The organism is Micromonospora sp. NPDC049171, assembly GCF_040648275.1.
In the GTDB taxonomy this organism is placed as follows: Bacteria; Actinomycetota; Actinomycetes; order Mycobacteriales; family Micromonosporaceae; genus Micromonospora.
The window spans coordinates 22,694-39,310 of sequence record NZ_JBEZDJ010000008.1 but is presented as its reverse complement, the minus strand read 5'-3'; the positions used below and the strand labels follow the sequence as shown (position 1 = coordinate 39,310).

The window sequence follows — 16,617 nt, the reverse complement described above, 5'->3', positions numbered from 1 at the left end:
CGAGATCGGAGCGCGTAAACGTGATGCCGTGATCCGATCACCTCACCCGCGCGAGCACGCCGCCTGCCCGCCAACTTGTCACGATGAGTTGTCAACCTGCTACCTATCGTTGACCATGGATGGAGGCGACTGACCCAGGATGAAACTGGCAAGGGCGGACTCATGGTCACGTACATGCCCATCCTCAAAGGCAGGGAAGGCGAGTTCAGGGCGATCGCGCAACTGCCCGCCGCTTTGGTGTGGCACATGTTGCCTATCTTTGAGGTGGTCCCGAGCGGCAACGGCTCTATCAGGGACGCCTACCGATTCACCAACCAGGTGCGCGAGTCAGCGCCGGCCGATCTGACGATCGCCGTTGATGTTCGGCATCTCACCGACCCAACCGGCGGCGCGCGTCGGCCATTGCGCGACATCGCCGAAGACCTCGCCGCCTGGGGGATCCCGATGCTGCCAGTCCTCCACCTGTACGACACCGCGGCACGGTTGGCGGACGTGCGACACGCGGCCGACCTCCATAACGGCCAGATGATTCTCCGGCTGGGCAGTGACACCCGCGACCCCGACGACGGGGAAGCCGAAGAGGCGTTGGAACGCCTTAGGAACGAGATCGGTCTGAACATCGAGCATTGCCACGTGGTCCTTGATGTTTTCGAGGTGCGATCCGAACGCGACCTGACCAGGGTCGAACCGGTCGTCCGCAAATGCGTGTCCTGTGCTCAGCGCTACCCCTGGCGTTCGGTCACGGTCGCGGCAGGTGCGATGCCGCAGAGCATCTCCCAACTCCCGGTCTACACACCAACAGCCCTGCGGCGCTGGGACCTACGGCTGTGGCAACGTGTGCAGGACCTCGGCATCCAGTACGCGGACTACAGCATCGCCCATCCCGGGATGGGCGGAGCGACTTGGCGGCCTATGCCCAGTCTCCGCTACAGCGATGACGAGGTGTGGTGGATCTACCGTTGGCCCCGAGGCGCGATCGACAGGCACCCGATGTACGACCTGTGCAAGGAACTGGTTACCTCCGACCATTGGCCTACACAAGGACGAGGCTTTTCCTGGGGAGATCGTGAGATCGCCACGCGGGCCGATGGCGTCGGTGGGCCCGGTAACGCCGCGAACTGGCGCGCCTGGACAACCTCGCACCACCTCGCGCAGGTCATGGATCAACTCGGCAGATCCGGATACAGCGACCTGCGCTCCAAATTCTGATCTCGCACCAACAACGGTGCACCTTCCGGCGTGGTCGCAGACGGAAGGGTGGTGGCGGCGATGATCACCTCAGCCCGGGGGACTGGTCCACCTTGAGGTTGGCCGCGTCCTCGCTGGGTTCCAGGACGACCAAGGTGCCGACAGCCAACGCCGAATTCTGGCGAATGCAGCACCACCGCTCATGCCTCCGGCACCGAGGAGCTGATCGCGTTGTTGGCCGGTCGCCAGCGCGCCGGGGCCGGGCGTCCGCGGACCTCGCCGAGGTGCAAGAAATGCGGCCGTCGTCGTCCTCGGTGGCGATGAGGTGGGCGTGGGCGCACAGAACAAGTGCACTCCTCGATCGCCCAACGGGTCCGCTGGGGTGGGCGGCGCGTGCGTCCCTGGCCGGGCCCGAAGGGACACTTGTCGCATGTCCTCGACGATGCTCGTGGTCGGCCCGAAGCTCGGTGTCGCGCTGGTTGTCCTGACCCTTGTGGCGGCGGCGGTCGTGACCCTCGGAAAGCTGGGTCACGGTCGGCAGGTCGTGGTCGCCGCCGTCCGTGCGGCGATCCAACTGGGTGCCGTGTCGCTGCTGATCGTGGGCATCGTGGTGTCGCTGTGGGCCACGGCCGCGTTTGTCGTTCTGATGTGCGTGGTGGCGACGGTCACGTCCGGTCGGCGGGTCACCGGCGGTGGCCGGGGCTGGTGGGCGGGTGCGCCGATTGTCGCGGGCAGCATGCTGGTGGTGGCGGGGCTGCTGTCGGCGGGCCTGGTGCCGATGCGCGGTATCGCGATCATCCCGGTCGCGGGGATCCTGATCGGCGGGGCGATGACCGCGACGTCGCTGGCGGGTCGTCGTGCGCTTGACGAGCTGACCAGCCGGCGTGGTGAGGTGCAGGCCGGCCTGGCCCTGGGCCTGCTGCCGCGCGACGCGGTGCTGCTGGTGTGCCGTCCGGCGGCCGGACAGGCGTTGGTCCCGGCGCTTGACCAGACCCGGACGGTGGGCCTGGTGACCCTGCCCGGCGCCTTCGTCGGGGTGCTGCTCGGTGGAGGAAGCCCTCTCGTCGCAGGGGTGACGCAGTTGGTGGTGCTCGTCGGGCTCCTTGCCGTGGAGGCTGTCGCCGTCGTCCTCACCGTCGAGTTGGTGGCCCGCGACCGTCTCCGGCCCGCCGGATCGCAGCCCGGTCACTGACCTTCGCCCCACTCGCCGCTCAGGTGTGTGCACCGGGCGCGCGGCGACATCGACACACGGCGGCCGAGCAGGCGACGACGCTGTGTCGCGCCGGAGGGGGCGGCCCGAGCGGCTCCGACCAGACTCCCGCTCACCGGCGTGCGCGGATGCCAGTTGCGGTGCCGGCCGGGTATTTTCCAGGCGTGACCGAGTACGCCGCTCTGCTGCATGCCTACGGCCTCGCCGGGGACACCCCCGGCCATCTGGCGGCGCTCGCCGGCGACGACCCGGCGGCCCGCGCGAGGGCGATCAAGCACCTACGGTCGGCGATCGTCCACCAGGGAACGCCGTGGACCGCGACCCCGCCGGCCGCCCTCGACGTGGCCGCGCTGCTCGTCGACCCGCGGGTGACCGATCCCGACCTGCGCGCCGAACTGCTCAACTTCCTGGCCGCGGTGGCCGAGGCGGGCAGCAGCACGGACCGGGACCTGCCCGAGCCGGACTTCGACGTGGACGCCGCTCTGGCCGAGGCACTTCGCGACGGCGACGAGGAGGGGATCTGGGAGGACGGGCGGCTGCAGGGCGCCCTCTATGTCCGGGCCGTACTCGGCTGCCGGCAGATCGTGCCGACGCTGCTGGCCACGGCCACCGCGGCGTTGTCCGATCCGTCCCCGCAGGTCCAGGCCGCGGCCGCGCGCACGATCGGCGCCTGCGGTGGGGTGACGCCTCCCGCCCGGGGGAGGTGACCCGGCCGGCCGGGCCGCACGCCGAGGCCCCTGTCGGCGGATGCGCTGGCTGGTGTCCCGGTGCGGGGTGGGCGGCGGAACAGGCCACCCACCCCCTGGGGGTCCGGGTCAGTAGCGACGCAGGACGCGCTTGTCGGCGTCCAGGCCGCGGTCCAACTTGATCACGATGAACTCGTTGTTGTCCGCCTGACCGGCCGTGCGGCCCGAGGAGGACGGGAAGTTGTTGTCGTTGAGGACGGCGATCGTGCGGTCGTCGAGGATCACCACGTCCTCGATGGTCTGGAACGGGAACGTGAAGGTGCTGCCGAACCCGCCGACGTGCCGGGGGTTGGCGATGTCCATCAGGTCGGCGACGAGCGTCTTGTCGAGGCGCCCGTCCCGGTCCCGGTCGCGCTTGTCGGCCAGGTAGATCCTCTTCACCTTCGCCGTCGCACCCTGGCCGTTGTCCCGTTCGATGATCAGGAAGCGGTCGCGGTCGACCATGATCGCGTCACCGATCGCGTGGTCGGCGGCGTCGAGCGCGTAGGTCCAGCGCCGACCGGTGTAGGTGTTGGTCCGGACGTCGAACTCGTTGAGCCGGAGGGTGCCCGCCGGGTCGCCCGCGACAGTGCCCTCGAGCAGCGGATAGAGCGTGCCGCCGTCCGGTGACTGGGCCATGCCCTCGAAGCCCTTGCTGCTGGACAGGTTGGCCGGGGTCGTGCCGCGGGTCGGGTTCTCGGGAGCGAACACGCCCGGCAGTTGCACCGGCGCCTGCAGGAGGCGGCCCGCGCGGTCGAAGTGCAGCAGGTACGGACCGAACTCGTCACCGATCCAGTACGTGCCGTCGGCCGTCCGAGTGATCGACTCGACGTCGAAGTCGGCACCGGTGAGCACCCGGTCGGCGCGGGTGAGAGCGAACGGAACCTTGCCGTACGGGTCGGTCAGGTTGATGCCGCCGACCACGTCGACGGTGCCGCTGGCGAAGCCGGGCGCGACCCGTTGGACACGCAGCAGGAAGTCGGCACTGTTGGCCTTGTTGCCGAAACCGTTGTCGGACAACACGTCGAAGGTGCCGTCGCTGTTGCGGAGGACGCCGCTGAACCCCTGGACCGGTTGGTCGGCGAACGGCGGGATGATGCCGTTGATCGGGGCAGTGCCCAGCGACGAGCCGGCCGGTTCGCTACCGGGAACGAATGTCGCCGCCGGCAGCATGGCGAATTTGATCAGCTCGGCCCGGTGCCGCGTGCTCTGCTCGGCCGCGGACGCGGCGCCCGGCAGCGTCAGGATCAGCGCGGCCACCGCAGCACCCAGGCCGACCCGCTTGCTTACTGCCATCAATCCTCATCTCGTCGGGAACGAAGGACCAGGGTGATCCGATGGCAAGGTAGGGAGACGCGGTGAACTCGGACTGACCACAGGGAAACCGCGCCCGGGCCGTGCGGTGACCCTTAGGGCGTGTGGCAAAGTCCTCGGCCCGGCCAGGGGCTTTGCCACACGCCCTTGAGGCGTGTCGGTGGTCAGCGGGGCAACGGGGGCAGCGTCGGGCTGTCGAGCCAGGCGGCGAACAGGCCGTCCAGGGGCTCGCGGGCGAAGCGCTGGGCGTGCAGCCGGAACTGCTCGGTCGTCACCGTCGCGTGTTGGTGCTCGGCGACCCAGGCGCGCAGCAGCGCGAAGAACGACTCGTCGCCGACCCGCTTGCGCAGGGCGTGCACCGCGAGCGCACCCCGCTTGTAGACAAGCGGGTCGAACATCCGGTCGACGCCGGGATCCGCCACGATGACGGTCCGCGGGCGATCCGCGACCCACGCGTGCCACTGCGCGGCCAGGGCGTCTGTCGGCAGGTCGCCGCAGACGCCGGACCACAACCACTCGGCGTACGTGGCGAAGCCCTCGTTGAGCCAGATGTGCCGCCAGTCGGCCACCGTGAGGCTGTTGCCGAACCACTGGTGGGCCAGCTCGTGCACCACCAGCCGCTCGTGGGTGCGCCGCCCGTCGACGTGGTTTCGCCCGAAGACCGCCATGCCCTGCGCCTCGACCGGATCGTCGAGGTCGTCGTCGGCGACCACGACGACATACTGCGTGAAGGGGTACGGCCCGAAGAGCCGCTGTAGCGCCGACATGATCTGGCCGTGCCGGCCGAAGTCGTGGGCGGCGTTCCGGCGCAGCGCGGGCGGGATCGCGGCGCGCTGCGGCACCGCACCGACCGCCAGGTCCACCAGCTCGTAGCGGCCGATCTGGACACTCATCAGGTACGGCGAGGTGGGCTCGCGCCGCTCGTACACCCACGTCGTGCCGCCCGCGGCCCGGCGTTGGAGCACGGGATCACCTGTCACCACCACCGTGTACGGGGAGGAGGTCGTGACCGCCACCCGGAAGGTGGCCTTGGCGCCGGGTTGGTCGTCGCACGGGAACCAGGACGGCGACCCGTTCGGCTGGCTGGCCACCAGCACCCCGTCGGTGAGTTCCTCCCACCCGAGGGTGCCCCAGCGGCCGGCGATGGGCACCGGCTTTCCCGCGTACCGGATCTCCACCCGGAAGGTGTCCCCGGCGCCGATCGGCCGCTCGGGTTTGATCTGCAGTTTGTCCGGGCGGTGCAGGTACTTCGCCGGGCGCCCGTCGACCCGGACGTCCTGGACGCGCAACCGACCGAGATCGAGGGTGAACCGCGACAACGACTGCCCGGCCACCGCGGTGAGGTCCGCCCGGCCAGCGAGGCGGTTGGACACGACCCGGTAGTCCAGGTCGAGGTCGTAGTGCCGCACCCGGTAGCCGCCGTTGCCGTGCTCGGGCAGGTAGGAGTCGCCGGAGCGACCGGCGCCGGGCGTCGCGCCGCTCGACGCCGACGCCGCCTTCGGATTCATGCCGACCGTGCCGCTGGCGCCGGCCAGGTGGTGATCGGGTTACCCAACCATCGGCTGTCGCACGGCACGGCGTCGCCGCGGGTCACCAGCGAACCGGGCCCGACGGTGGTCCGCGCCCCGATGCTCGCACCCGGCAGGACGATGCCGTGCGGGCCCAGCGCGGCTCCCGCGCCAAGTGTCACCTCGTCCATGCTCATCACACGATCATGGAACAGGTGGGTCTGCACCACACAACCGCGGTTCACGGTCGCGCCGTCGCCGAGGCGCACCAGGTCGTACTCGGGCAGCCAGTAGGTCTCCAGCCACACGCCCCGGCCGATCTTCGCGCCGAGCGTGCGCAGCCACGCCGCGAGCAGTGGCGTGCCGGTCGCGAAGCGGACCAGCCACGGCGCGGCGAGGACCTCGACGAACGTGTCCGCGAGTTCGTTGCGCCAGACGAAGGAGGTCCACAGCGCGCGCTCGGCGACCCGGAAGCGTCCGACCAGCAGCCACTTCGCGGCCGTCGCGATGGCGGCGGCGGTGATCGCCGCGCCGAGCAGCACCGGCCCGGCGGCGAGCGCCGCCGCCCACCACCCGCCGGCCCGCCAGACGATCGCGAGTACGGCCAGGACGCCGACCGCCAGGGCACCGGCGCACATCACCGGGACGATCCGGCACAGCTCGATCGCGGCCCGGGCCAGCTTCAGGCGCAGCGGCGGGTCGAAGGTGCGGCTGGTGTCGGACGCTTCCACGGTCCGACGCAGCGGCATCGGCGGCGCGCCGAGCCACGAGGAGCCCTTCTTCGCCTTGAACGGCGCCGACGACAACACGCCGACAAGCCCGCGCTTGGGCACCGAACGCCCGGGTGCCGCCATCCCCGAGTTGCCGAGGAAGGCCTGCTTACCGATGCGGGCCGGGGCGACCCGCAGCCATCCGTGGCTCAGCTCGTAGGTCGCGACCATGGTGTCGTCGGCCAGGAAGGCCCCGTCGGCGACGGTGGTCATCGCCGGCAGTGCGAGCACCGTGGACGCCTCCACCCCGCGCCCGACCCTGGCGCCCAGCAGCCGCAACCACACCGGCGTGAAGAGGCTGGCGTAGAGCGGGAACAGCCCGACCCGCGCCATCCCCATCAGCCGTTCGGTCGTCCACACCTGCCACGCCACCCGACCCTGCACCTGGTGGTAGCCGGCGCGCAGGCCGATGCTGAGCGCCCGCACCGCCCCGAGCACCAGCAGCGCATAGCCCACCAGGTAGGCGACGGTCGCCACCGCGACGGCGGCCAGCACCGCGCCGACAGTGGGCCGGACGGCGAGCGTCCAGCCGAGCAGGGCGAGCGCCGGCAGGGCGGCCACAACCGGCAGCAGCCCCAGCAGTTGGGCGGTCAGCGCGTACGCGATCGGCCAACCGCGAGACCGCAGTCGCGTTCGCACCGGCCGCTGACCGGGCCACTCGGCGGGATCCTTGGCAGCGGGGGTGGCAGGTGAGCCGGCCCAGCGCTGATTCGCCGGTACGGCGCCGGTCACTGTCGAGCCGGCGGCGATGCGCGCGCCCTTGCCGACGCGGGCGCCGGGCATCAGGGTGCTGCGGGAACCCACCCGGGCACCCGCGCCGACGCGGACCCTGCCGACATGGACGACGTCGCCGTCGACCCAGTGGCCGGTCAGATCGACCTCTGGCTCGATCGCCGCGCCGCGGCCCAGTTTCAGCAGGCCGGTGACCGGCGGTGCGGAGTGCAGGTCGACGTCGGGAGCGATGGACGCGCCGAGCGCCCGGGCATACGTGATCATCCAGGAGGCTCCGGCGACGCTCGTGGCGCCGGTCAGCTCGGCGAGGCGTTCGGCGGCCCACAGCCGCAGGTGCACGCCGCCGCCGCGCGGGTAGCTGCCGGGGCGTACCCCGCGCAGCAGCAGCCGCGCTCCCGCGGCGGCCAGGGCGATCCGGCCCAGCGGGCTGAACAGCAGAAGCCAGCCCAGCGCCACCCACCACCAGGACACGGCAGGCGCCCACGGTGCCGGCGTGAGCAGGGTGAGCAGGTTGCCGAGGGCGGCCAGGACGGTCAGCCAGCGCAGCCCGACCAGCGCGAGCATCGGCACCATCAGCGCGGCCTGGATCAGCCCCGCGCGCCTCGGCGTCGGCCGGACCTCCCGGCGTGTCGCCGCTGTGCTGTCGAGCGCGTCGAGCATCGTCGCGAGCCGCGACAGTTTCGGGTGGAGGTAGATGTCCGCCACCGAGACCCGGGGGTGCCGGCGCCGGATCCAGGCCACCAGTTGCGCCGCGTTCAGGCTGCCGCCGCCGTGGGTGAAGAAGTCCGCGTCCGCCTCGGTGGGGCGTACGCCGAGGATTTCCGCCCAACCGCCGGCGAGCCACTCCTCGGTCGCGGTCAGCTCGCCTGCGGTGTCCTGCCCGGTGGCCAGCGGCCACGGCAGCGCGGCCCGATCCACCTTGCCCGATGTTCGGGTCGGCAGCGCCTCCACCACGGCCAGCAGCGGCACGAGCGCGGCCGGCAACTGCTCACGGATCCGCAGCGCCGCCGTCGCGGCATCGAACGTGACGCCGTCGTGCGGAACCACGTACCCCACCAGCAGCTGGTTGCCCGCGGCGGTGCGCTGCACCGCCGCGGCGGCACCGGCGACGTCGGGCAGCGCCTGCAGCGCGGCGTCGATCTCACCCAGCTCGATCCGGCGTCCGCCGAGCTTCACCTGTTCGTCACCGCGGCCGACGAACAGGAGCCCCTCGGGCTCCGCCCGGACGATGTCACCGCTGCGGTACGCCCGCTGCCAGCCGAGCGCGGGCAGCGCCGCGAACTTCTCGGCGTCCTTGCCCGCGTCCAGGTAGCGGGCGAGCCCCACCCCGCCGATCACCAACTCGCCGGTCGCACCCATCGCGACCGGAGCGCCCGAGGCGTCGACCACCGCGAGGTCCCAGCCGGCCAGCGGCAGTCCGATCCGGACCGGCCCCTCGCCGGTCATCCGCGCGGCGCAGGCCACGACTGTCGCCTCGGTCGGCCCGTAGGTGTTCCAGACCTCGCGGCCCTCGACGGCGAGGCGCTGCGCCAGCTCCGGTGGGCAGGCCTCACCACCGAAGATCAGCAGCCGGACCTCCTCCAGCGCCTCGACCGGCCACAGCGCGGCGAGCGTCGGCACCGTCGACACCACCGAGATGCGCTGCTCGGCCAACCACGGCCCGAGGTCGACACCGCTGCGGACGAGCGACCGCGCGGCCGGCACCAGACAGGCACCGTGCCGCCACGCCAGCCACATCTCCTCGCAGGACGCGTCGAACGCCACCGACAGCCCGGCCAGGACCCGGTCCTGCGGGCCGATCGCCTCGCTGGCCTCGTCGGCGAGGAACAACCGCGCCTCGGCGTCGACAAAGGCCGCCGCCGCGCCGTGGCTGACCGCCACCCCCTTCGGGGTGCCGGTCGAGCCGGAGGTGAAGATGATCCAGGCGTCGTCGTCCGGGCCGGGCCGGGCGATCCGACCCCCGGGGGTACGCCGCACCGACACCGCCAGCCCGTCCCCGAGCACCGCCGCCACTCCCGCCTCGGCGAAGACGAGCTCGACGCGTTCCTCCGGATCGTCCGCGTCCACCGGTACGTAGGCCGCGCCCGCCGCGAGAACGCCGAGGATCGCCAGGTACAGCTCGGCCGTACCGGAGGAGATCCGGACACCCACGCGGTCGCCGACACCGATGCCGTGCCCGGCCAGCGACCGCCGGACGGCCTCGACCTCGTCGGCCAGGTCGCGGTACGTCAGTGCCGTGGCACCGTTGTCGAGTGCGAGAGCCTCGGCGTGCGTGTGCACGGAGTCGTCGAGAATGTCGACGAGCGTGCGGCGGGCCGCCGCCGGGGAGGATCGGAACACCGCGGGGATCCTCGGTGCGGCAGCTGTCGGCGGTAGCGCAACCACCTGGAGTTCACTCGTCACGGGCACCCGGCGTTCACCATCTTCGTCTCAGGGATCGGCGTCAACCAGGCATGCGGCATGCGGACCCGCCCTGGGCAGCCCTCAACGCTACGTCGCACCGGCCGGAAGAGACGACGAAGTAGCGGCTTCGTGTCCACCACCACAGCGATCCCTTCCACGAACACCGATCGACCGCGACATGGCCGCGGACGCGCCGTCGGCACCACGCCCTCGGCGCGGGCAGCGCGATGGCCGCATCGCCGCGATGATGGTCACCAGCCCCAGCCGAGAGAGGATCTTCGATGACGGTTGTGCAGCGGTACCGGGTGGGCGTGGCGCTGGCCGGGCTCCTGCTGGTCACCACCAGCGGCTCGGCGGCCTCGGCGGCGTCGCCGACGGTGAATGCGCCGACCACGACCACGCTGACCACCCAGGGCCGCACCGCGGAGAGCTACACGGGCCTGATGAACGGCGAATCATTCCAGCAGGACGGCATCGTCTCGCACCGCCGGTGGCAGTACGCGGCGTTCTGGGACGCCCAGGGCTACGTCAACGTCTCCCGGCGTCCGACGAACGGCACCTGGCAGACCATCCGACTGACGGACTATCGCACCACCACCACCGATTCACACAACGTGATCAGCATCGGGCTCTCCCACGTGGACGGAAGCATCCACCTCTCGTTCGACATGCACTCGCAGCGTTTCCGCTACCGCAAGTCGGTGGCCGGCATCGCCACCGCGCCGGACACCGCCACCTGGTCACCGGGCATCTTCGGCGCCGTGCAGAACAGCCTCGCCGGGCGCGACATGGCCGTCATGACCTATCCCCAGTTCACCACCATGCCCGACGGCAACCTGCAACTGACGATCCGGACGGGGGAGAGTGGTAACGGCAACCAGGTCCTGTTCGAATATCGGGCCGGTGCGTGGAGTTTCGTCGGCAAGATCATGAACGGCACCACGCTCGGCAACAACGCCTATCTGTTCGGCTTCCAGTACGACGCGCAGGGTCTGCTGCACCTGACCTGGACCGTCCGGGAGACCTTCGACGCGAGTAGCAACCACGATCTCTTCTACACGTACAGCGCGGACCGCGGCCGAACGTGGCGCAGTGGGTCGGGTGCGCTGATCGGCACCGCCGACTCCAGTCCGATCTCGACGACCACCGCCGCGGCGCGGTTCTGGAGCATCGGGCAGAACCGCGGCCTGATGAACCAGGAATCGCAGACGGTGGACTCGGCGGGGAACGTGCACGTCCTGGCCTCCCACCTGCCGCCGTCGGCGCCCAGTGACGCCGTCTTCACCAACGCCCGCACCAGCGCCGTGCTCGTGCACTACTGGCGTGCGGCGGCGACCGGCCAGTGGAGCCAGCGAATCCTCGGCTACCAGGCGGGCGTCAGCCGCGGTGACATCGGCGTCGACTCCCAGGACAACCTCTTCGTGGTCAGCGCCGCGTCGAACACGGGTGTGCTGCAGATCGCCACCGCGTCCCGGGCCTCGGGTTGGTCGGACTGGGCCGTCCGCTATCGGTCCACGGCGAGCTTCACCTCGGATCCGCTGCTCGACCACCGCCTGCTGAAGTCCAACAACATCGCCAGCGTGTTCGCACCCCACAGGGGCGGCAGCCGGATCGACGTCCTGAACTTCACAAGCGCCGGGAACTGACCGACCCGGCCGGTCGTCGTCTGGGCCCGCCGCAGGCCGGCCAGGGGCTTTGACACGGGCCCTAACGGGACGTGGCGGAGTCGACGCGGAGCAACTGTGCGACGGCGTCCGGGCGGTCCAGTGGCACGATGTGGCCGCTGTGCGGAATCAGCTCACCGGAAAGGTCGTCGGCGATGGGGGTGAGCTGTCGGTAGAGCAGGTCGCCGACGGTGTTGCCGCCGACCGCCAGGGTGGGCGTGGTCAGCCGGCCCGCCGTGGAGATCGCCGCCGCGTTCTGCTCGGCGGCGCGGTAGTAGCCGAAGCCGCAGCGCAGCGCCGCACGACCGGTGTACGCGCTGACGAATGCGTCCCTGATCTCCGGGGGCACCCCCCGGCGCTCGAAGGTGCCGGCCAGCAGGAAGAAGTCGAGGTATTCGGCCTCGTGGCCTTCGAGCACCGTCTCGGCCAGCCCGGGGGCCGTGTGGAAGCCGAACCACCACGGTGGTGCCGGGAAGCCACCAGGCAGGCCGGGCAGCGTCGCCTCCATCAGCACCAGGCGGCGTACCCGGGCCGGGTGCAGGGCGCCGAGCAGGAAAGCGGCGGGCACGCCCGCGTCCAGGGCCACGACCTCGGCCTGCTCGACCCCCAGCGCGTCGAGCAGGCCGAGCATGTCACCGGCACCGGTCGCCGCGTCGAACCCGTCCGCCGCGCGAGCGCTGTCGCCGAGCCCGCGCAGGTCCGGTGCGATGACGCGGCGCCGCCCACCCAGCAACGGCAGCACCTCGCGCCAGACCTGCCAGGTGTGCGGCCAGCCGTGCATCAGCAGCACCGGCGGGCCCTCGCCGTCCAGGGCGACGTTCAACTCCGTGCCGTTTGTCCGGATTCTGCGCAATTCCATGTCTGATCTCCCGGCGGTTACCATTGGTTACCTGCATACCATGGGAGATGCCTGATGACCTGGCAAGAGGGCACTTTCGCGCCACCCGGTGAGCCCGGAGTAACCGGGGACCTCTTCAGCCCGGACTGCCCGACCCGGCAACTGCTCGACCGGATCGGCGACAAGTGGACGTCGATGCTGATCAAGGTGCTGGCGGAGAACCATCCGGCCGAGCTCGGGTTCGCGGAGCTGCGTCGCCGCGCACCCGGGGTGTCGAACAAGATGCTGTCGCAGACGCTGCAGAGCCTGTGCCGCGACGGCCTGGTCACCCGCCGCGTCGAGGCGAGCGTGCCGCCGCGCGTCCACTACGCGCTCACCAGCCTGGGGCTCTCCCTGGACGCCCCGCTGGCGGTGGTCCGGGCCTGGGCCGAGCGGCACATCTCCACAATCGAAGAACACCGTCGCAGCCCTGGCCAGTAGTGGTGCCCGCGCGGATCAGTCGAGGCCGGTGCGGCCCTCGGCCCAATATGCCTTGCCCATGACCCGCCGGGGTTTCCGCTCCCACCCACGGCTGTCCCGCCGCACCGCGTGCACCGTCGCCGCGTCGCCGGTGACGATGAGGGTGTACGGCACCTGGACGGCCGCCGTGTGGCCGTGCTGAAGAAGCTCGACCCGGTCGGCGGCCTTCGGGACGACCGCCACTCGTTCGGTGATCCCCAGTTGGGCGAGTACGTCGGTGAGCGCGAGCGGATCGCGTGCCTCGAAGACATACGACGTCTCGGCGGGAATGGTGCGCAACGCGTGGGCGAGCGCCACGCTCGTCTCGTCCCCGACGAAGAGCACGGGACCGGCGGCCTCGCGCAGGTCGATGGAGCGCCGTGGCCCGAAGACCGCACAGGTCTGGCCCTCTGTCACCCGCTCGAACCACTGCGCCGCCGGACCGTTTCCGTGCGTGTACGCGACCAGCTCCGTCACACCCCGGTCGGCGTCCCAACTCGTTGGTGTGTAGGTGCGCAGGCTCATCGAACCGCGTCGCGGGCGGAGCTGGAGTTTCGCTCCGGGCACCCAGGTCGCCTTTCGGAACGCCTCGGCCGACAGCGTCATCCGGACGAACTCGGGGGAGAGGTGGCTGAGGCCGGTGACGTGGGCGTCGTCCAGCATCACGCCACTGGCGAGGTCGGCCAGGCGTTCGGCGAGTCCGGGCATTGGTCCTCAATTCAGGCGTTGTCGTGGTGCGGCCAACTGCTTCCGCGCCGGGGCCAGCTCGTCAGTCGTACTCGATCGGCTCCTCGCTCCGGAACCCGAGGTGGGCACCCGCCGCTTCGTCCCTGCCCAACCCGATGATGCCAGTGCCCTGACCACCGCCGCCCGCGAGCTTGCCGGCCAGCCCGATCGACCGAGCTGAACACATCGATTGGGCCCGCTCCGCGCGACGCTCGACCACCCCCTGTCCCGAGCCCGCCCCCAGAGTGCGCCGGATCGTCCAACCACCTCAGGCCATTCCGCCCACCGCGCGATGCACGTCGATCCAGCAATGCGTAAATCGGCTGACGCCGTTTCCGGCAAAGGATGACGCCGCACACCGATCGAGGGCGTGTCGAGATCCTGTCGACTGGCAGGGGCAGGGCCGACGACATCCGATGAGCGAACAAGGGACAGTCCTGTCGCGCCGTAGCGCGCAATGCCTTTCGCGCTCCCCAAAACCGTGGCCATACTCTACGCGTCCAATCGAACGCCCTGGGTAACCTGCCCGGGCGTCTGCTGACAGGAGATGACGTGCTTAGACGCGCTTCCACGCTGGGGGTCGCCCTGCTGGCCTGCTTCGCGTTCAGCGGCGTGACCGCCATGCCGGCGCAGGCGTGGGTCCCCGAATGCCCCGTCGATTCGGAGTGTGGCGGTGGCGGTGAGGGTGGCGGTGGCGGTGGCGGCGGCACCCCACCCACCCCGGCCTACAACCTGCAGGGCGTCATCCAACTGGAAGACACCGGCCACGAGGGAAGCTGGCCACTGCGTGTGGGTGGCATCAAGGTCCGCGGCTACTCCCGGCTCGCCACCTGGGGCAACGACCGGGTGGACGCCAACTACATAAACGTCAGGTGCTCCGCCACCGTGCTCAGCTACGCCACCCACGACTATGACTCCGAGAACAACGGCGCCCTCGTCGACGTGACCTTCTGGTCTCCGACCGTCCCGGTCACCGGCGTTCCCGTCCAGTCCCGCACGGTCACGGTCAACTGCACCCACCACGCCGAGAAGAACGGCGTCAACTACGACACCACAAGCACCGCCCAGTTCGTCATCTCCGAATGATTCCCGGCGGGGGCGGTCCAGACCGGACCGTCCCCGCTGCCGTCGACAGCTCATCCCCGCCCTCGATCGCTGCCGATGTGCCGTCCGGTGTGCGGGCACCCCGACGACGGCCGGCAGGCTGCTGGCAGCCTTGCCCAAATCATCTTAGTCATTAAGATAACTGCATGGTTGCATCGACGGACTTCTCAGTGGCGATCGCCGGTGCCGGCCTCTCCGGCCTCTGCCTCGCCCAGTACCTGATGCGTGCCGGCATCGACGTGCACGTCTACGAGCGGGACCCGGGCCCCTTCGTCCGGCGGCAGGGCTACCGGATCATTCTCGACCGGTACGGGCTGGAAGCACTGCGCGCGAGCCTGCCCCGCTCGCTGTACAACCTGGCACTGACCACCGGTGACGAGCCCGGCGGGCACCTGCGCTTCACCGACAGTCGGCTGCGGGACGCCTTCACCATCACCTTCAAGGACGAGCCGCACGCGACCCGCCAGGTCGACCGGCTGACCCTGCGATCGATCCTGCAGTCCGGGCTGGACGGACGCATCCACTACGGCAAGGACGCCGTCGCGGTGGACAGCGGCGACCCGGCAAGGCCGCGGCTGCGCTTCTCCGACGGCGGGGCCGCGACGGCAAGCGTCGTCGTGGGCGCGGACGGCGTCGGCTCGGCGCTGCGCGCGCAGCTCATGCCGGACGCGGACCCGGCGAACACCCCGATGGCGGGCATCTACGGCCGGTCGCCCCTGCGGCGCAACGGCGTGAGCGTCATCCCGGACGCGCTGCGTTCCAGCGGGGTCCTGGCCATCGCCGACCGGCCGGGCCTCGCCTTCTTCTTCACCTCCATGCGGTTCGGCGAGAGCCCGTCGGAGGCGTTCGCGCGCCTGGCACCGGGCAGCTATGCGCCCACCGGCGACGACTACGTCATGTGGGGACTGCTGCTCCGGCAGGAGGAGGTGCCCGTCGACGTGCGCGGGGACCTGCTGGCGCTGTGGAGACTGGCCGCCCGGAGAGGTACGGACTTTCACCCGCTGATCCGGCGGCTGGTCGACAGCGCCGAACTGGACGCCACGGTGCTCAACCTCTTCGCCACCGGCCGGCGCCCGCGCCGGTGGGCGGTGCCCCGGGCGACGTTGATGGGCGACGCCGTGCACGCCATGCCGCCGTTCGGCGCCCACGGCGGCAACACGGCGCTGCGCGACGCCGCCCTGCTCGGCCACCGGCTGGTCGAGGCCCGGGCGAGCGGCGCGCCGGTGCAGGAGGCGATCGCCAGCTACCAGGACGAGATGGTGTCCTACGCCTTCCGCGCCGTCGACACCGCCGCCGGGTTGATGCGCCGCCTCACCGGGGGTGCGGCGGCACCGCACTGGGTGCTGACCCGCGTGTTACCTCGGCTGCACCGGGTCACCGTCCCGGAGGCATGATTGCGGGCATGTCCCACCAACCGGTCCGGGCGTCCGCGATCGCCGACCTCATGCGCGCCGGGCAGGAGATGTCGCGGCTGTCCATGGTGTTCCGGTACGCCATCGCGGAGCGGCTGGGCCTCACCGTGAGCGACCTGGAGTGCCTGGACTACCTGGCGGATGTCGGATCGGCCACCGCGGGGCAGGTCGCCGAGCGGACCAACCTCACCACCGGGGCGGTGACCAGCATGCTCCGCCGGCTCCAGCAGGCGGGCTACGTGCTGGCCGAGCGCGATCCGGCGGACCGGCGGCGGGTGATCGTCACCCTGCGGCCGGAGCGGCTCGCCGAGTTGAGGCGACCGTACGAACGATTCGCCGAGCGGGCGGAGCGGCTCATCGAGGGCTACGGCGACGAGGAGGTCATGCTGCTGCTCCGGCACTACGACCGCATGCAGGCCGTGTACCTCGCCGAGTTGGACCGCCTGGGCAGCGGCGACACCGCACAGCGCTCCGCCTGGGACGGCATCGCCTGACCGGTCCGCTGCCCGACGACGAGATGCGGTG

At 71.0% G+C, this 16,617-nt stretch carries 14 protein-coding genes; 8 read left to right on the top strand and 6 right to left on the bottom strand.

Annotation, left to right across the window (positions count from 1 at the left end):
• The first annotated feature begins 174 nt into the window (after positions 1-174).
• The 3 genes from AB0B14_RS12275 (at position 175) to AB0B14_RS12265 (ending at position 3,105) form a co-directional block, all read left to right on the top strand.
• Complete coding sequence (locus tag AB0B14_RS12275; protein WP_357522447.1) at positions 175-1,209, top strand: beta family protein; 1,035 nt, start codon at positions 175-177, stop codon at positions 1,207-1,209.
• 409 nt (positions 1,210-1,618) lie between these two features.
• Positions 1,619-2,380, top strand: a complete 762-nt coding sequence (locus AB0B14_RS12270; RefSeq protein ID WP_357078323.1) for an ABC transporter permease — start codon at positions 1,619-1,621, stop codon at positions 2,378-2,380.
• Positions 2,381-2,562: 182 nt separating this feature from the next.
• Positions 2,563-3,105: a hypothetical protein gene (locus tag AB0B14_RS12265; RefSeq protein ID WP_357078320.1), complete on the top strand. Its 543-nt coding sequence runs from the start codon at positions 2,563-2,565 to the stop codon at positions 3,103-3,105.
• 108 nt (positions 3,106-3,213) lie between these two features.
• On the opposite strand, the gene AB0B14_RS12260 is transcribed toward AB0B14_RS12265, so the two are convergent.
• The 3 genes from AB0B14_RS12260 to AB0B14_RS12250 form a co-directional block, all read right to left on the bottom strand.
• Positions 3,214-4,419: an esterase-like activity of phytase family protein gene (locus tag AB0B14_RS12260; protein ID WP_357078317.1), complete on the bottom strand. Its 1,206-nt coding sequence runs from the start codon at positions 4,417-4,419 to the stop codon at positions 3,214-3,216.
• Between the two features lie 182 nt (positions 4,420-4,601).
• Complete coding sequence (locus tag AB0B14_RS12255; RefSeq protein ID WP_357522446.1) at positions 4,602-5,945, bottom strand: M1 family metallopeptidase; 1,344 nt, start codon at positions 5,943-5,945, stop codon at positions 4,602-4,604.
• Positions 5,942-9,856 carry a Pls/PosA family non-ribosomal peptide synthetase gene (locus tag AB0B14_RS12250; protein WP_357522445.1) on the bottom strand — a complete coding sequence of 1,305 codons (3,915 nt, stop codon included), beginning with the start codon at positions 9,854-9,856 and terminating at the stop codon, positions 5,942-5,944. The genes AB0B14_RS12255 and AB0B14_RS12250 overlap by 4 nt, the downstream gene beginning before the upstream one ends.
• A 275-nt stretch (positions 9,857-10,131) precedes the next feature.
• Here AB0B14_RS12250 and AB0B14_RS12245 point away from each other — a divergent pair, with 275 nt between their 5' ends.
• Positions 10,132-11,496, top strand: coding sequence for a BNR repeat-containing protein (locus AB0B14_RS12245; protein WP_357522444.1), 1,365 nt, complete (start codon positions 10,132-10,134; stop codon positions 11,494-11,496).
• Between the two features lie 61 nt (positions 11,497-11,557).
• Here AB0B14_RS12245 and AB0B14_RS12240 read toward each other — a convergent pair whose 3' ends face one another.
• Positions 11,558-12,373: an alpha/beta hydrolase gene (locus tag AB0B14_RS12240; protein ID WP_357078304.1), complete on the bottom strand. Its 816-nt coding sequence runs from the start codon at positions 12,371-12,373 to the stop codon at positions 11,558-11,560.
• A gap of 54 nt (positions 12,374-12,427) precedes the next feature.
• On the opposite strand from AB0B14_RS12240, the gene AB0B14_RS12235 reads away from it, so the two are divergent.
• Positions 12,428-12,832 carry a helix-turn-helix domain-containing protein gene (locus AB0B14_RS12235; RefSeq protein ID WP_357078301.1) on the top strand — a complete coding sequence of 135 codons (405 nt, stop codon included), beginning with the start codon at positions 12,428-12,430 and terminating at the stop codon, positions 12,830-12,832.
• A 15-nt stretch (positions 12,833-12,847) separates the two neighbouring features.
• Here the strand turns inward: AB0B14_RS12235 and AB0B14_RS12230 are convergent, their stop codons facing one another.
• Both AB0B14_RS12230 and AB0B14_RS12225 read right to left on the bottom strand, forming a co-directional pair.
• Positions 12,848-13,558, bottom strand: a complete 711-nt coding sequence (locus AB0B14_RS12230) for a siderophore-interacting protein (RefSeq protein ID WP_357522443.1) — start codon at positions 13,556-13,558, stop codon at positions 12,848-12,850.
• A 61-nt stretch (positions 13,559-13,619) separates the two neighbouring features.
• On the bottom strand, positions 13,620-13,763 hold the full coding sequence (locus AB0B14_RS12225; RefSeq protein WP_357522442.1) for a hypothetical protein: 144 nt from the start codon (positions 13,761-13,763) through the stop codon (positions 13,620-13,622).
• Positions 13,764-14,128: 365 nt separating this feature from the next.
• Between AB0B14_RS12225 and AB0B14_RS12220 the strand changes: the two genes are divergently transcribed.
• The 3 genes from AB0B14_RS12220 (at position 14,129) to AB0B14_RS12210 (ending at position 16,586) form a co-directional block, all read left to right on the top strand.
• Entirely contained in the window at positions 14,129-14,662 is a 534-nt protein-coding gene (locus tag AB0B14_RS12220; RefSeq protein ID WP_357078295.1) for a hypothetical protein, read from the top strand.
• Between the two features lie 164 nt (positions 14,663-14,826).
• On the top strand, positions 14,827-16,074 hold the full coding sequence (locus AB0B14_RS12215) for an NAD(P)/FAD-dependent oxidoreductase (protein ID WP_357522441.1): 1,248 nt from the start codon (positions 14,827-14,829) through the stop codon (positions 16,072-16,074).
• Between the two features lie 8 nt (positions 16,075-16,082).
• On the top strand, positions 16,083-16,586 hold the full coding sequence (locus tag AB0B14_RS12210; protein ID WP_357078290.1) for a MarR family transcriptional regulator: 504 nt from the start codon (positions 16,083-16,085) through the stop codon (positions 16,584-16,586).
• The last annotated feature ends 31 nt before the right edge of the window (positions 16,587-16,617 follow it).

Coding starts and splice junctions, on each gene's coding strand:
- AB0B14_RS12240 (WP_357078304.1), bottom strand. CDS start 12,373: ATGGAATTGCGCAGAATCCGGACAAACGGCACGGAGTTGAACGTCGCC.
- AB0B14_RS12275 (WP_357522447.1), top strand. CDS start 175: ATGCCCATCCTCAAAGGCAGGGAAGGCGAGTTCAGGGCGATCGCGCAA.
- AB0B14_RS12215 (WP_357522441.1), top strand. CDS start 14,827: ATGGTTGCATCGACGGACTTCTCAGTGGCGATCGCCGGTGCCGGCCTC.
- AB0B14_RS12230 (WP_357522443.1), bottom strand. CDS start 13,558: ATGCCCGGACTCGCCGAACGCCTGGCCGACCTCGCCAGTGGCGTGATG.
- AB0B14_RS12210 (WP_357078290.1), top strand. CDS start 16,083: ATGTCCCACCAACCGGTCCGGGCGTCCGCGATCGCCGACCTCATGCGC.
- AB0B14_RS12245 (WP_357522444.1), top strand. CDS start 10,132: ATGACGGTTGTGCAGCGGTACCGGGTGGGCGTGGCGCTGGCCGGGCTC.
- AB0B14_RS12255 (WP_357522446.1), bottom strand. CDS start 5,945: ATGAATCCGAAGGCGGCGTCGGCGTCGAGCGGCGCGACGCCCGGCGCC.
- AB0B14_RS12235 (WP_357078301.1), top strand. CDS start 12,428: ATGACCTGGCAAGAGGGCACTTTCGCGCCACCCGGTGAGCCCGGAGTA.
- AB0B14_RS12270 (WP_357078323.1), top strand. CDS start 1,619: ATGTCCTCGACGATGCTCGTGGTCGGCCCGAAGCTCGGTGTCGCGCTG.
- AB0B14_RS12225 (WP_357522442.1), bottom strand. CDS start 13,763: ATGTGTTCAGCTCGGTCGATCGGGCTGGCCGGCAAGCTCGCGGGCGGC.
- AB0B14_RS12260 (WP_357078317.1), bottom strand. CDS start 4,419: ATGGCAGTAAGCAAGCGGGTCGGCCTGGGTGCTGCGGTGGCCGCGCTG.